The sequence below is a fragment of the Streptomyces sp. NPDC053079 genome (genome assembly GCF_044546695.1).
GTDB lineage: Bacteria > Actinomycetota > Actinomycetes > Streptomycetales > Streptomycetaceae > Streptomyces.
This window is the reverse complement of sequence record NZ_JBITZJ010000004.1, coordinates 463,305-477,508: the sequence shown is the minus strand read 5'-3', so window position 1 is coordinate 477,508 and position 14,204 is coordinate 463,305. Positions and strand designations below refer to the sequence as shown.

The 14,204-nt window shown below is 73.5% G+C and carries 12 protein-coding genes; 3 read left to right on the top strand and 9 right to left on the bottom strand.

Going from position 1 to position 14,204, the window contains the following annotated elements; all coding sequences use genetic code 11:
• Nucleotides 1-111: 111 nt before the first annotated feature.
• The 5 genes from ACIGXW_RS17965 to ACIGXW_RS17945 form a co-directional block, all read right to left on the bottom strand.
• Nucleotides 112-2,238, bottom strand: coding sequence for a 3-hydroxyacyl-CoA dehydrogenase NAD-binding domain-containing protein (locus tag ACIGXW_RS17965; RefSeq protein WP_071963470.1), 2,127 nt, complete (start codon nt 2,236-2,238; stop codon nt 112-114).
• Nucleotides 2,235-3,455, bottom strand: a complete 1,221-nt coding sequence (locus ACIGXW_RS17960) for an acetyl-CoA C-acyltransferase (RefSeq protein ID WP_071963469.1) — start codon at nt 3,453-3,455, stop codon at nt 2,235-2,237. The genes ACIGXW_RS17965 and ACIGXW_RS17960 overlap by 4 nt, the downstream gene beginning before the upstream one ends.
• Before the next feature lie 254 nt (nt 3,456-3,709).
• Nucleotides 3,710-4,990 (bottom strand): HRDC domain-containing protein, encoded by a 1,281-nt coding sequence (locus tag ACIGXW_RS17955; protein WP_399573873.1) that lies wholly within the window; start codon nt 4,988-4,990, stop codon nt 3,710-3,712.
• Between the two features lie 78 nt (nt 4,991-5,068).
• Nucleotides 5,069-5,728 (bottom strand): response regulator transcription factor, encoded by a 660-nt coding sequence (locus ACIGXW_RS17950; protein WP_071963467.1) that lies wholly within the window; start codon nt 5,726-5,728, stop codon nt 5,069-5,071.
• A 290-nt stretch (nt 5,729-6,018) separates the two neighbouring features.
• The gene (locus ACIGXW_RS17945; protein ID WP_399573872.1) at nt 6,019-6,705 is read right to left on the bottom strand and encodes a DUF3000 domain-containing protein; all 687 of its coding nucleotides are present in this window, start codon (nt 6,703-6,705) and stop codon (nt 6,019-6,021) included.
• Between the two features lie 91 nt (nt 6,706-6,796).
• Between ACIGXW_RS17945 and hemE the strand changes: the two genes are divergently transcribed.
• Entirely contained in the window at nt 6,797-7,873 is a 1,077-nt protein-coding gene (hemE, locus tag ACIGXW_RS17940) for a uroporphyrinogen decarboxylase (RefSeq protein ID WP_071963465.1), read from the top strand.
• A 46-nt stretch (nt 7,874-7,919) separates the two neighbouring features.
• On the opposite strand, the gene ACIGXW_RS17935 is transcribed toward hemE, so the two are convergent.
• The 4 genes from ACIGXW_RS17935 to ACIGXW_RS17920 form a co-directional block, all read right to left on the bottom strand.
• A complete protein-coding gene (locus ACIGXW_RS17935) occupies nt 7,920-9,293 on the bottom strand; it encodes an FAD-dependent oxidoreductase (protein WP_399573871.1) in 1,374 nt (457 codons plus the stop codon).
• Nucleotides 9,294-9,329: 36 nt separating this feature from the next.
• Entirely contained in the window at nt 9,330-9,869 is a 540-nt protein-coding gene (gene pcaG / locus ACIGXW_RS17930) for a protocatechuate 3,4-dioxygenase subunit alpha (protein WP_399573870.1), read from the bottom strand.
• A 1-nt stretch (nt 9,870) separates the two neighbouring features.
• Nucleotides 9,871-10,542 carry a protocatechuate 3,4-dioxygenase subunit beta gene (gene pcaH, locus ACIGXW_RS17925; RefSeq protein WP_399573869.1) on the bottom strand — a complete coding sequence of 224 codons (672 nt, stop codon included), beginning with the start codon at nt 10,540-10,542 and terminating at the stop codon, nt 9,871-9,873.
• A 197-nt stretch (nt 10,543-10,739) separates the two neighbouring features.
• Nucleotides 10,740-11,933 carry a thiolase family protein gene (locus ACIGXW_RS17920; protein ID WP_399573868.1) on the bottom strand — a complete coding sequence of 398 codons (1,194 nt, stop codon included), beginning with the start codon at nt 11,931-11,933 and terminating at the stop codon, nt 10,740-10,742.
• A 113-nt stretch (nt 11,934-12,046) separates the two neighbouring features.
• Here ACIGXW_RS17920 and hemG point away from each other — a divergent pair, with 113 nt between their 5' ends.
• Both hemG and hemQ read left to right on the top strand, forming a co-directional pair.
• A complete protein-coding gene (hemG, locus tag ACIGXW_RS17915; RefSeq protein WP_399573867.1) occupies nt 12,047-13,474 on the top strand; it encodes a protoporphyrinogen oxidase in 1,428 nt (475 codons plus the stop codon).
• A 10-nt stretch (nt 13,475-13,484) separates the two neighbouring features.
• Complete coding sequence (hemQ, locus tag ACIGXW_RS17910; RefSeq protein WP_071963463.1) at nt 13,485-14,201, top strand: hydrogen peroxide-dependent heme synthase; 717 nt, start codon at nt 13,485-13,487, stop codon at nt 14,199-14,201.
• The last annotated feature ends 3 nt before the right edge of the window (nt 14,202-14,204 follow it).

The following is a 14,204-nucleotide window of genomic DNA, read 5'->3' as shown; positions in this document are numbered from 1 at the left end:
GCCGCGTGGGGGGTGTTCCCCCCCCGCCGGGGGGGGGGGGCCCCCCGGGCGGGCGGGGGGGGGGGGGGGGGGGGGGGGGGGGGCCCCCCCCCCCCCCACCCCCGCGGCGGGTTACGCCGGAACGCTCGCCACGCCCTCGGCGAGGAAGCGGCGGCCGAGTACGCGCTCGGAGACGCCCTCACGGTCCAGGTACGGCGTGATGCCGCCCAGGTGGAAGGGCCAGCCCGCACCGGTGATCAGGCACAGGTCGATGTCCTGGGCCTCGGCGACGACGCCCTCGTCCAGCATCAGGCCGATCTCCTGCGCGACCGCGTCCAGGACACGGGCGCGCACCTGCTCCTCCGTCAGGACGCTGTCGCCCTGCACCAGCAGTGCCGCGACCTCCGGGTCCAGCTCCGGCTTGCCGGAGTCGTAGACGTAGAAGCCCCGCTTGCCGGCCTTGACCACGGCGGCCAGGTTCGGCGAGACGGTGAAGCGGTCCGGGAAGGCGCCGTGCAGCGTCTCGGAGACGTGCAGGCCGATCGCCGGGCCGACCAGCTCCAGCAGGACCAGCGGCGACATCGGCAGACCGAGCGGCTCGACGGCCTTCTCGGCGGTGGCCACCGGGGTGCCCTCGTCGATGACGTTCTGGATCTCGCCCATGAAGCGGGTCAGGATGCGGTTGACGACGAACGCCGGGGCGTCCTTGACCAGCACCGCGGTCTTCTTCAGCTTCTTGGCGACGCCGAAGGCGGTGGCCAGCGACGCGTCGTCGGTCTGCTCGCCGCGCACGATCTCCAGCAGCGGGAGGATCGCGACCGGGTTGAAGAAGTGGAAGCCCACGACCCGCTCGGGGTGCTTGAGCTTCGAGGCCATCTCGGTGACCGACAGCGAGGAGGTGTTCGTGGCGAGGATGGCGTGCTCCGGCACGACCGCCTCGACCTCGGCGAACACCTTCTGCTTGACGCCCATCTCCTCGAACACGGCCTCGATGACGAAGTCCGCGTCGCCGAAGGCGGCGGCCTTGTCGAGGACGCCGGTCACCAGGCCCTTGAGGCGGTTGGCCTTGTCCTGGTTGATGCGGCCCTTGCCGAGCAGCTTGTCGATCTCGCCGTGGACGTAGCCCACGCCCTTGTCGACGCGCTCCTGGTCGATGTCGGTCAGCACGACCGGCACCTCAAGGCGGCGGGCGAACAGCAGCGCCAGCTGGGAGGCCATCAGACCGGCGCCGACGACGCCGACCTTGGAGACCGGGCGGGCCAGCGACTTGTCCGGCGCGCCGGCGGGACGCTTGGCGCGCTTCTGCACCAGGTTGAAGGCGTAGATGCCGCTGCGCAGCTCGCCACCCATGATCAGGTCCGCGAGGGCCTGGTCCTCGGAGTCGAAGCCCTGGCGCAGGTCGCCGTTCTTGGCGGCGGCGATGATGTCCAGCGCCCGGTAGGCGGCCGGGGCGGCGCCGTGCACCTTGGAGTCGGCGATGAAGCGGCCGCGCGCGACGGCCTGGTCCCAGGCCTCACCGCGGTCGATCTCCGGACGGGCGACCTCGAGCTCGCCCTTGAGGACGGAGGCCGTCCACAGCAGCGACTGCTCCAGGAAGTCCGCGCCCTCGAAGAGCGCGTCGGCGATGCCGAGGTCGAAGACCTGCTTGCCGCGCAGCTGCTTGTTCTGGTTGAGCGAGTTCTCGATGATGACCGAGACCGCGCGGTCCGCGCCGATGAGGTTCGGCAGCAGGGTGCAGCCGCCCCAGCCGGGCACCAGGCCCAGGAAGACCTCGGGCAGGGAGAACGCCGGGAGCGCCGCCGAGACCGTGCGGTAGGTGCAGTGCAGGCCGACCTCGACGCCGCCGCCCATCGCCGCGCCGTTGTAGTACGCGAACGTCGGGACGGCCAGCGAGGAGAGCCGCTTGAAGACGTCGTGGCCGCCCTTGCCGATGGCCAGCGCGTCCTCGTGACGCTTCAGCAGCTCGACGCCCTTGAGGTCGGCGCCGACGGCGAAGATGAACGGCTTGCCGGTGATGCCGACGCCGGTGATCTCGCCCGCCTTCGCCTCCGCCTCGACCTGGTCGATCGCGACGTTGAGGTTGGCGAGGGACTTGGGGCCGAACGTGGTCGGCTTGGTGTGGTCGAAGCCGTTGTCCAGCGTGATGAGCGCGAAGCGCCCGGCGCCGGGGAGGTCGAGGTGGCGCACGTGCGCCTGCGTGACGACCTCGTCGGGGAACAGCTCGGCCGCGCCCTTCAGGAGCTCAGCGGTGGTGCTCACTTGTTGCCTCCGTCGAAGTGCGGGTTCTCCCAGATGACCGTGCCGCCCATGCCGAAGCCGACGCACATCGAGGTGATGCCGTAGCGGACGTGCGGCTGCTCCTCGAACTGGCGGGCCAGCTGCGTCATCAGACGCACGCCGGAGGAGGCCAGCGGGTGGCCGAAGGCGATGGCGCCGCCGTACTGGTTGACGCGCGGGTCGTCGTCCGCGATGCCGTAGTGGTCCAGCAGCGAGAGCACCTGGACGGCGAAGGCCTCGTTGATCTCGAACAGGCCGATGTCGTCGATCGACAGGCCCGCCTTGGCGAGCGCCTTCTCGGTGGCCGGGACCGGGCCGATGCCCATGACCTCGGGCTCGACGCCCGCGAAGGCGTAGGAGACCAGACGCATCTTGACCGGCAGGCCCAGCTCGCGCGCCACGTCCTCGGCGGCGATCAGCGAGGCGGTGGCACCGTCGTTGAGACCGGCGGCGTTGCCCGCGGTGACCCGGCCGTGCGGGCGGAACGGGGTCTTCAGGCCGGCCAGGTTCGCCAGCGTGGTGCCCGGGCGCATCGGCTCGTCGGCGGTGGCCAGGCCCCAGCCCGTCTCGCCGCCCTCGGGAGACGTGCGGCGGATGGAGATCGGCACCAGGTCGGCCTGGATCTTGCCGTCGGCGTACGCCTTGGCGGCCTTCTCCTGGCTGCGGACCGCGTACTCGTCGGCGCGCTGCTTGGTGATGTGCGGGAGGCGGTCGTGCAGGTTCTCCGCCGTCATGCCCATGAACAGGGCGGACTCGTCGACCAGCTTCTCCGAGACGAAGCGCGGGTTCGGGTCGACGCCCTCGCCCATGGGGTGACGGCCCATGTGCTCGACGCCGCCGGCCAGGGCGATGTCGTAGGCACCGAGGGCGACGCCGCCCGCGACGGACGTCACGGCGGTCATCGCGCCGGCGCACATGCGGTCGATGGAGTAGCCGGGGACCGACTGCGGGAGGCCCGCGAGGATGCCGGCCGTACGCCCGAGGGTCAGCCCCTGGTCGCCGATCTGCGTGGTCGCGGCGATGGCGACCTCGTCGATGCGGGCCGGGTCCAGGTCCGGGTTGCGGCGCAGCAGCTCCCGGATGACCTTGACGACCATGTCGTCGGCGCGGGTCTCGTGGTAGATGCCCTTCGGGCCCGCCTTGCCGAACGGGGTGCGGACGCCGTCGACGAAAACGACGTCCCTAGCGGTACGAGGCACGTTGGCTCTCCTCCAGGTGCGGATCGCTGCGCGGGCATGCCGAGACGGCTCCGCCGCGGTGCGGGCTGACACCGGTCATGCTACTTGCGGGTAACCATGCTGCCCAGACCCTTCGGGCGGAGCGGCGAAGGTCACATTCCGCAGCGGGCGGGAGCGCCCCGGGGCTCTGCCCCGGACCCCGGTCCTCAAACGCCGGACGGGCTGCAATGCAGCCCGTCCGGCGTTTGAGGACAAGAAGCGGTGAAAAGGAAGGCTCAGGCTGTCGTCGTTTCCGCGAGCGCCTTCACCAGCACGGGGGTCACCTGCTCCACCTGCCACGCACGTGCGCCGTGCGCGGCGAGGACCTCCGCCACGGCCTCCGGCGTCGCGTCCTTCGGCGGCTCCCAGCACAGCCTGCGCACCGTGTCCGGGGTGATCAGGTTCTCCTGCGGCATCGTGAGGCGCTCGGCGAGCTCGGAGACCGCCGAGCGGGCCGCCGACAGCCGGGCGGCCGCGACCGGGTCCTTGTCGGCCCAGGCGCGGGGCGGGGGCGGGCCCGTCAGGGGCTGGCCGGGCTGGGGGAGCTCCGCGTCGGGGATCGCCCGGGCGCGGTCGACCGCGGCCTGCCACTGCTCGAGCTGCTTGCGGCTCATCCGGTGCCCGAAGCCGGGCAGCGCGGCGAGCGCGTGGGCGTTCGGCGGCAGGTTGAGGGCGGCCTCGACGATCGCGGCGTCGCCCAGCACCTTGCCGGGGGAGACGTCGCGCCGCTGGGCGATGTGGTCGCGTACGGTCCACAGCTCGCGGACCACGGCCATCTGCCGGCGCCGGCGCACCTTGTGCATGCCGGACGTGCGGCGCCAGGGGTCCTTGCGGGGAGGGGCGGGCGGTGCGGAGGCGATGGCGTCGAACTCCTGGCGGGCCCAGTCCAGCTTGCCCTGCCGGTCCAGCTCCCGCTCCAGCGCGTCGCGCAGGTCCACTAGGAGCTCTACGTCCAGCGCGGCGTAGCGCAGCCAGGGCTCGGGCAGCGGGCGGGTGGACCAGTCGACGGCGGAGTGGCCCTTCTCCAGGGCGTACCCCAGGACGTTCTCGACCATGGCCCCGAGTCCCACCCGCGCGAATCCCGCGAGCCGTCCCGCCAGCTCCGTGTCGAAGAGCCGCGCCGGCGCCATCCCTATCTCGCGCAGGCAGGGCAGGTCCTGGGTGGCGGCGTGCAGCACCCATTCGGCGTCGGCGATCGCCTCGCCGAGGGTGGACAGGTCGGGACAGCCGACCGGGTCGATCAGCGCGGTCCCGGCGCCTTCGCGGCGCAGCTGTACGAGGTAGGCGCGCTGGCCGTAGCGGTAGCCGGAGGCGCGCTCGGCGTCGACGGCGACGGGGCCGGTGCCCGCGGCGAAGGCCGCGACCACCCGGGCCAGGGCGTCGGCGTCGGCGACGACCGGGGGCATGCCTTCACGCGGTTCCAGCAACGGGATCGGCGCCGAATCGACGTCGTCCGGGGGGCCGCCCCCGGTGGTTCGCAGTGTCGTGTCTGCTGCGGTGTCTTGGGCGTCGGTCACCGGTCAAGGGTATCTGTGTATGGCAAGCGCCCGTCGCCGGAACGTTCCGGCGACGGGCGCGGCGCGGTTTCCCGCGGGTCAGTGGATGATGCCGGTGCGCAGGGCCACGGCCACCATTCCGGCCCGGTCCCCCGTACCGAGCTTGCGTGCGATGCGGGCGAGGTGGCTCTTGACGGTGAGCGCCGAGAGCCCCATCGAGACGCCGATGGCCTTGTTGGACTGGCCCTCCGCAACCAGCCGCAGCACCTCCACCTCGCGTCCGGACAGCTCGCGGTAGCCACCGGGGTGGCCGGGGGCGCCGGGGGGCCGCCGCTGCATGCGGGCGGCGGCGGAGCCGATGGGAGCGGCCCCGGGACGGCCGGGGACGCCGAGATTGGTTCGGGTTCCGGTGACGACATAGCCTTTGACGCCGCCCGCCAGGGCATTGCGCACCGCACCGATGTCGTCGGCGGCGGACAGGGCCAGCCCGTTGGGCCAGCCCGCGGCGCGGGTCTCGGAGAGCAGGGTCAGGCCGGAGCCGTCGGGAAGATGGACGTCGGCGACGCAGATGTCGCGCGGGCTGCCGATGCGCGGCCGGGCCTCCGCGATGGACGACGCCTCGATCACGTCGCGCACGCCCAGCGCCCACAGGTGGCGCGTGACGGTGGAGCGGACCCGGGGGTCCGCGACGACGACCATGGCGGTCGGTTTGTTCGGGCGGTAGGCGAGGCTAGCGGGTTGCTCGAGGAGAACGGACACCAGGCCTCCATTGGGGGGAGTGGCGGGGACCGGTGCCGACTTGGGGATAAGCCGGGGCGATCCGTATGGGAAGGGTCACAAGGTCCTTCGGCAATGAAACGGCCCGGCTTTAGGGAATGATCACGAATTGATGAGTAACAATTCGGGCAATTCGGACGATTGCCCGATCAACTTGCTCATTTTTTGTCACGAGAGATGGCGGAAACCCCGCCGAACGATGGCAGAAACGCACCCCCCAGGAGCATCCGGGACAGGCCGGCGACCGGGTGCGCAGGCGCCGCGCGGGGCATTCAGCGGCTGCTGTGCGGGCCCCGGCGCTGGGGCAGGGTCACGATGCCCGCCTCCGGGGCACCGCCCGGCGGCAGGCCCGCGATCTGGCACAGCAGATCGCACCACGCCGACAGGTGCGCCGCCGTGTCCGGCACCGCCGCCGCGGCGGCCGGACCCGCCGGGGCCGACGGTCCCGCCGGGGCCTTGGCAGGGACCGGCGACCACGACGCCCTGATCTCGATCCGCGTCGACGGCTCCCGCTCCCGCAGCCCGCCGAAGTAGTGGGAGCTCGCCCGCGTCACCGTGCCGCTGGGCGCCGTGTACGGCACCCGCCGGGCCTCCAGAGCACCCGTCAGCCACGTCCAGCACACCTCGGGCAGCAGCGGATCCGCCGCCATCTCCGGCTCCAGCTCCGCGTGCACTAGCGTCACCAGGCGGAACGTGCCGCCCCACGCCTCGTGCCCCGCCGGGTCGTGCAGCAGGATCAGCCGTCCGTCCGCCAGCTCCTCGTCGTCCACGACGACCGCCGCCTCCAGCGCGTACGAGTAGGGCGCCAGCCGCTGGGGCGGTGGTGTCGCGTCCAGCTCGATCTCGGGCCGCAGGCGTACCCCTTGCAGCCCCGCGACCGCTTGCCGGAAGACGGACGGGGTGCCCTCCCCATCCGCGTCGTCCGGACCGTCCGAGAGGTGTCCCTGCGCCGCAGCCATGCCCGGAAGACTAGGCGGAACAACCCGCGGTTCCGGGTAGGGACACCCACACGGGCGGGTCACTCGTTCGGCCCGTGCGAAGATTTGGGGCATGAGTGAGCGCAGCCACCAGCAGACCGGCCGCACCGGGGCACACGATGCGGTACACGATTCGGCGTTCCTGCGGGCGTGCCGCCGCGAACCCGTCCCGCACACCCCCGTCTGGTTCATGCGTCAGGCGGGCCGCTCGCTCCCCGAGTACCGCAAGGTCCGCGAGGGCATCCCCATGCTGGAATCCTGCATGCGGCCCGAGCTCGTCACCGAGATCACCCTGCAGCCGGTGCGCCGCCACGGCGTCGACGCCGCGATCTTCTTCAGCGACATCGTCGTGCCGCTCAAGGCCATCGGCGTCGACCTCGACATCAAGCCCGGCGTGGGCCCCGTCGTCGCCGAGCCCGTCCGCACCCGCGCGGACCTCGACCGGCTGCGCCCGCTCTCCCCGGACGACGTCCCGTACGTGACCGAGGCCATCGGCATGCTCACCGCCGAGCTCGGCGCCACCCCGCTCATCGGCTTCGCCGGCGCGCCGTTCACGCTGGCCAGCTACCTCATCGAGGGCGGGCCGTCGCGGACGTACGAGAACACCAAGGCCATGATGTACGGCGACCCCGAGCTGTGGGCCGACCTCGTGGACCGGCTCGCCGGCATCACCTCCGCGTTCCTGCGCGTCCAGATCGAGGCCGGCGCGAGGGCCGTCCAGCTCTTCGACTCCTGGGCCGGCGCCCTCGCCCCGGCCGACTACCGCCGCTATGTCATGCCGGCCTCCCGCAAGGTCTTCGACTCCGTCGCGGACTACGGCGTGCCGCGCATCCACTTCGGCGTCGGCACCGGTGAGCTGCTCGGCCTGATGGGCGAGGCCGGCGCGGACGTCATGGGCGTCGACTGGCGCGTCTCCCTGGACGAGGCCGTGCGCCGCGTCGGGCCCGGCAAGGCGCTGCAGGGCAATCTCGACCCGACCGTTCTCTTCGCTCCGCGGGAGGCGGTGCGCAGGAAGACGGACGAGGTGCTGGCCGCTGCGAGCGGCCTGGAAGGCCATGTGTTCAACCTCGGCCACGGGGTGATGCCGACGACGGACCCGGACGCGCTGACGCATCTGGTGGAGTACGTCCACGAGCGCACGGCGCGCTGACCGGGGGCGGAGCCCCAGTTACGGGAAGGGGCGGGGTGGTGAAAGGTCACCCTTCGGCCACCGTCGCGGACGCCTTCCGCGCCGCCACCAGGACCGGGTCCCAGACCGGGGAGAACGGCGGCGCGTACCCCAGGTCCAGCGCCGTCATCTGGTCCACCGTCATACGGGCCGTCAGCGCCACCGCCGCCACGTCGACCCGCTTCGCGGCACCCTCGCGGCCGACGATCTGGACGCCCAGCAGCCGGCCCGTGCCCCGCTCGGCGAGCATCTTGACCGTCATGGGGCGCGCCTGCGGGTAGTAGCCGGCGCGGCTTGTCGACTCGATCGTGGCCGTGACGAACCTCAGGCCCATGGCCGTGGCCTGGGCCTCCAGCAGGCCGGTGCGGGCGATCTCCAGGTCGCAGACCTTGCTGACGGCCGTGCCGACCACGCCCGGGAACGTGGCGTAACCGCCACCGACGTTCGTGCCGATGACCTGGCCGTGCTTGTTGGCGTGCGTGCCCAGCGCGACGTGCCGGGTGCGGCCCGAGACGAGGTCCAGGACCTCGACGCAGTCGCCGCCCGCCCAGATGTTGTCGTGGCCGCGCACCCGCATCGCCAGGTCCGTCAGCAGCCCGCCCGACTCGCCGAGCGGCAGGCCCGCCGCTTCGGCCAGGCCCGTCTCGGGCCGTACGCCGAGCCCCAGGACGACCACGTCGGCGGGGAATTCGCGGTCGTCCGTGGCGACCGCGGCCACCCGGCCGTCCCGGCCCGTACGGATGCCGGTGACGGCGGTGTCCGTCACGACGTCGATGCCCATGCCGGACATCGCCTCGCGCACCAGCGCGCCCATGTCCGGGTCGAGCGTGGACATCGGCTGCGCAGAGCGCTCGAGGACCGTCACCTCGTACTCCCGCCGACGGAGAGCCTCGGCCATCTCCACGCCGATGTAGCCGGCGCCGATGACGACCGCCCGACGGCCCGGCGCCTGCCGGAGCCCGTCGAGCAGCGCCTGCCCGTCGTCCAGGGTCTGCACCCCGTACACCCCCGGCGCGTCGATGCCCTCCAGCGGCGGGCGCACCGGCCGGGCCCCGGTCGCGACGACCAGGTCGTCGAAGCCGTGCCACGCCTCCCGGCCCGACGCCAGATCGCGGGCGCGCACCCGCTGCCCGGCCACGTCGATGTCGGTCACCTCGGTCCGCATACGCAGATCGATGCCGCGCTCGCGGTGCGCCTCGGGCGTACGGGCGATCAGCGCGTCGGGACCGTCGACCACGCCCCCGGCCCAGTAGGGGATGCCGCACGCCGAGTACGAGGCGAAGCGGCCGCGCTCGAACGCCGTGATCGTCAGCTGTCCGGGGTCCTTGAGCCTGCGGGCGCGGGAGGCCGCGGACATGCCCGCCGCGTCGCCCCCGATGACCACCAGCCGCCGTTGCGCCATTGCGTCGCCGTCCTCTCGCCGGTTGTGCGGCCCACGTTACGAGTCGGCCTCCACCTGGAGAAAGACCGTTTCCGCGGCGCCGCGCAGCCGGACGTCGAAGCGGTACGAACGGTGCCGGCCGGGCTCGGGGACGGCCAGCAGGGTGGCCCGCCGGTCGGCGGGCAGGGCGGCCGGCAGCGGATCCCCGTCGGGGAAGCGGAAGTAGACGCGGGTGAACAGGTGCCGCGGCAGGCCGCGCGCGAAGAGGCACAGCGCCAGGTACGGGGCCCCGCCCGGCAGCAGCGTGCGCAGCGCGTAGTGGCCGTCGCCGCCGGTGGGGACGCGGGCGAAGCCGGTGAAGGCGGCGCCGTCCCGGCGCAGGCTGCCGGGCGCGCCGGCCAGGGAGCCGTCCGGGGCCGCCTGCCAGAACTCCAGCAGCGCGTCCGGCACCGGCTCGCCCTCGCCGTCCAGGACGTACCCGTGCACGGTGACGGCCTCGGGGTGCCCGGCGGGGGCGGCGTCGGGGCCGCCGGGGAAGGGCAGGGCCGTACCGAAGAAGGGCCCGATGGGCTGGGAGGGCGTGGCCTCGGAGGGCATGTCAGCGGCTCCCCTCGGTCCAGGTGGCGGCCGGCCCGTCGAGGACCACGTCCCAGCGGTAGCCGAGCGAGAACTCCGGCTCGTTCAGCGCGGGGTCGTAGCCGGCGACCAGGCGCCCACGGGCCCGGTCGTCGTCCAGGGCGGCCAGGACCCCGTCGTACGGCAGGAGCGGGTCGCCCGGGAAGTACATCTGGGTGACCAGGCGCTGGGTGAACGCCCGGCCGAAGAAGGAGAAGTGCAGGTGGGCGGGGCGCCAGACGTTCGGGAGCCCGGCCAGGGGATAGGCGCCGGGCCGGATCGTGGTGAAGCGGTAGCGGCCGGCGTCGTCGGTCAGACACCGGCCCGCGCCGGTGAAGTTCGGGTCCAGCGGGGCCGCGTGACGGTCCGCCCGGTGGGCGTAGCGGCCGGCGGCGTTGGCCTGCCACAGCTCCACCAGCTGGCCCCGGACCGGCCGGCCGCGGCCGTCGAGGACGCGGCCGGTGACGGTGATGCGCTCGCCGAGCGGCTCACCGGGGTGCCGGCGCGTCAGGTCGCTGTCGGCGGGGGTGACGTCGGCCGGGCCGAAGACGGGGCCGCTCAGCTCGACCGCTTCGGGGTCGGGCGGGAGCGGTACGGGGGTGTGGTGGGGGCGGCGTTCGGGGAGGCCGGTGTAGACGGCCGGGGCTGCTGTCATGGGGCTGACCTACCCGGGCGGGCGGGCCGGGCCCGGGCGATTTCCCGCCGTTCCCGGGCGGGGGCCGAGGGGTGTTTCCCCTGACCCGCCCCTTCCCGAAACTGGGGGCTTCGCCCCCGGACCCCCGGACCGCGCTGCGCGCGGTGTCCTCGAACTCCCCCAGCCACCGCTGGGAGGTGCCACCGGACGGGCTGGATCTACCGCTCCAGCACCAGCGCCTGCCCCTGCCCCACCCCGATGCACAGCGCGGCGAGCCCCACTCCCGAGCCCGCCGCCGCGAGCTGGTGGGCGAGGGAGCCCGTCAGCCGGGCGCCGGAGCAGCCCAGGGGGTGGCCGATCGCGATGGCACCGCCGCGCGGGTTGACGATGCCGGGGTCCAAGTCCGGCCATTCCGCGAAGCAGCCCAGGGCCTGGGCGGCGAAGGCCTCGTTGAGTTCGACGTGCGTCAGGGCGGCGAACGTCCGGCCCGCCTTGGTGAGCGCCCGGCGCACGGCCTCGACCGGGCCCAGGCCGTAGAGGTCCGGCTCGATGCCGGTGACGGCCGACGCCCGCACGCGGGCCAGCGGCTCCCGGCCCGTGGCCGCGAGGCCCGCCTCGTCGCACAGCAGCAGGGCCGCGGCACCGTCGTTCAGCGGTGAGGAATTGCCCGCGGTGACCGTGCCGCCGTCCATGCGGAACGCGGGCTGCAGCGCGGACAGCGCCTCGAGGGAGGTGCTGTCGCGGATGCACTCGTCGCGGGGCAGGTCCACCCCGGGCAGCGGCACGACCTCGCCGTCGTAGGCCCCTTCCTTCCAGGCCCGCGCGGCCTTCTCGTGGCTGGCCAGCGCGAACGCGTCCTGGCTCGCCCGGGTGATGCCGTGCCTGTCGGCGATGCGCTCCGCGCCCTCGCCGAGGGAGACGGTCCAGCGCGGGGGCATCCGCGGGTTCGTCATCCGCCAGCCGAGCGTGGTCGAGTACATCTCCTGGGGGCCCGCGGGGAAGGCCCGGTCGGGCTTGCGCATCACCCAGGGGGCGCGGCTCATCGACTCCACGCCGCCCGCGATCACCACGGAGGCGTCGCCGACCGCGATGGCGCGGTAGGCCTGGACGACCGCCTCCAGGCCCGAGGCGCACAGCCGGTTGACGGTCGCGCCCGGCACGGTCACCGGCAGCCCGGCCAGCAGCACGGCCATGCGGGCCACGTCGCGGTTCTCCTCGCCGGCGCCGTTGGCGTTGCCGAGCACCACGTCGTCGACGCGGGCCGGATCCAGGGCGGGCGAGCGGTCGACCAGCGCCCGTACGACGTGGGCCGCGAGGTCGTCGGGACGTACGCGGGAGAGGGCGCCGCCGTACTTGCCGACCGGGGTGCGGACGGCGTCGACGATGTACACATCCCGGATGCGGTCGTTCATGGGGTCTCCGTCAACGTTCGGGTGATCGTGTGCGCGCGAGTCTTCGGCCGGGCGCCCGGTGCTGTCAATGGGGTGCCCAGGGGGGCCTCGTGGTGGTTTGAGACAGTGGAGCCATGAGCCAAGCGCACCCCTCTTCACGGCACGTGGTGGTCATCGGCGGCGGGATCTCCGGCCTGGCGGCCGCCCACCGGTTGCTGGAGGGCGGTGCGCGGGTCACCCTCCTGGAGGCCTCGGACCGCCTCGGCGGCAAGCTGCGCACCGGTGAGATCGCGGGCATGCCCGTGGACCTGGGGGCCGAGTCGATGCTGGCGCGGCGGCCCGAGGCCGTCGAGCTGGCCCGGGCGGTCGGACTCGGCGACCGGCTGCAGCCGCCGGCCACCGCCACGGCGGGCATCTGGTCGCGCGGCGGTCTGCGCCCCATGCCCAAGGGTCACATGATGGGCGTGCCCGGAGACCTCGCCCCCCTGGCCGCGTCCGGGGTCCTCTCCGATGAGGGTGTCGCCCGGGTCGCCCGGGACGCCGAGCTGCCGCGCACCGAGGTCGGCGACGACGTCGCCATCGGTGAGTACGTGGCCGGGCGGATGGGCCGCGAGGTCGTCGACCGGCTGGTGGAGCCCCTGCTCGGCGGCGTGTACGCGGGCGACCCCTACCGGATCTCGATGCGGGCGGCGGTCCCGCAGCTCTTCGAGATCGCCCGCACGCACCGCTCGCTCATCGACGGCGTGCGCGAGGCCCAGGCGCGCGCCGCCGCGCGGCCGGCGGCCGGCGGCCCGGTCTTCATGGGCATCGGGGGCGGCATCGGCACGCTGCCGCTCGCCGTCGCGGACGCGGTGCGCGCGGCCGGCGGGGCCGTCCGCACCGGCGCCGAGGTCACCGCGCTCGCCCGGGGCGCGGACGGCTGGAGCGTCCTCCTGGGAGGGGAGACGCTGACGGCCGACGCCGTCGTCGTCGCCGTCCCGGCCGGTCACACGGCCCGGCTGCTCGCCCCCCACGCCCGGTCGGCCGCCGCCGAGCTCGCCGCAGTCGAGTACGCCTCCATGGCCCTGGTGACCATGGCCTTCCGCCGCTCCGACGTCGAGGGCCTGCCCGCCGGCAGCGGCTTCCTCGTCCCGCCCGTCGACGGCCGGAAGATCAAGGCCTCCACGTTCTCCAGCAACAAGTGGGGCTGGAACGCGGACGCCGACCCGGACCTCTTCGTCCTGCGTACCTCGATCGGGCGGTTCGGCGACGAGGGGGACCTGGAGCGCGAGGACGGCGAGCTGGTGGCGATGTCGCTGAAGGACCTCGGCGAGGGCGTGGGCATCGGCGCCACGCCGGTGGAGACCCGTGTCACCCGCTGGTACCGGGGGCTGCCGCAGTACCCGGTGGGCCACCTCGACCGGGTCGCCCGCGTCCGCGAGCACGTCTCGCGCCTGACGGGGCTGCGCGTCTGCGGCGCCGCCTACGACGGCGTGGGCATCCCGGCCTGTGTTTCCAGCGGTCGCCGGGCCGCCGACGAGCTACTGGCCACCCTGGCGCGGGACGCCGGGGACGCCGAGTGAGAATAGGGACATGACTGACGCCCCCGTGAAGACCCCGAACGCCGGCAAGAAGGCCAAGGACCTCAACGAGGTCATCCGCTACACCCTCTGGTCGGTGTTCAAGCTGCGCGACGTGCTGCCGCAGGACCGCGCCGGCTGGGCCGACGAGGTCGAGGAGCTCTTCGACGCGCTCGCCGAGAAGGACGTCACGGTCCGCGGCACGTACGACCTCTCGGGTCTGCGGGCCGACGCCGACGTGATGATCTGGTGGCACTCCGAGACCTCGGACGCCCTCCAGGACGCGTACAACCTCTTCCGCCGCACGAAGCTGGGCCGCGCGCTGGAGCCGGTCTGGTCGAACATGGCGCTGCACCGCCCGGCCGAGTTCAACAAGTCGCACATCCCGGCGTTCCTCGCCGACGAGACGCCGCGCGACTACGTCAGCGTGTACCCCTTCGTGCGCTCGTACGACTGGTACCTGCTGCCCGACGAGGACCGCCGCCGCATGCTCGCCGACCACGGCAAGATGGCCCGTGGCTTCCCGGACGTCCGGGCCAACACGGTCGCCTCGTTCTCGCTGGGCGACTACGAGTGGATCCTGGCCTTCGAGGCCAACGACCTCTACCGCATCGTCGACCTCATGCGTCACCTGCGCGCCTCCGAGGCCCGCATGCACGTGCGCGAGGAGGTCCCGTTCTACACGGGTCGCCGCAAGGCCGTGGCCGACCTGGTGGCGGGGCTCGCCTGAAGC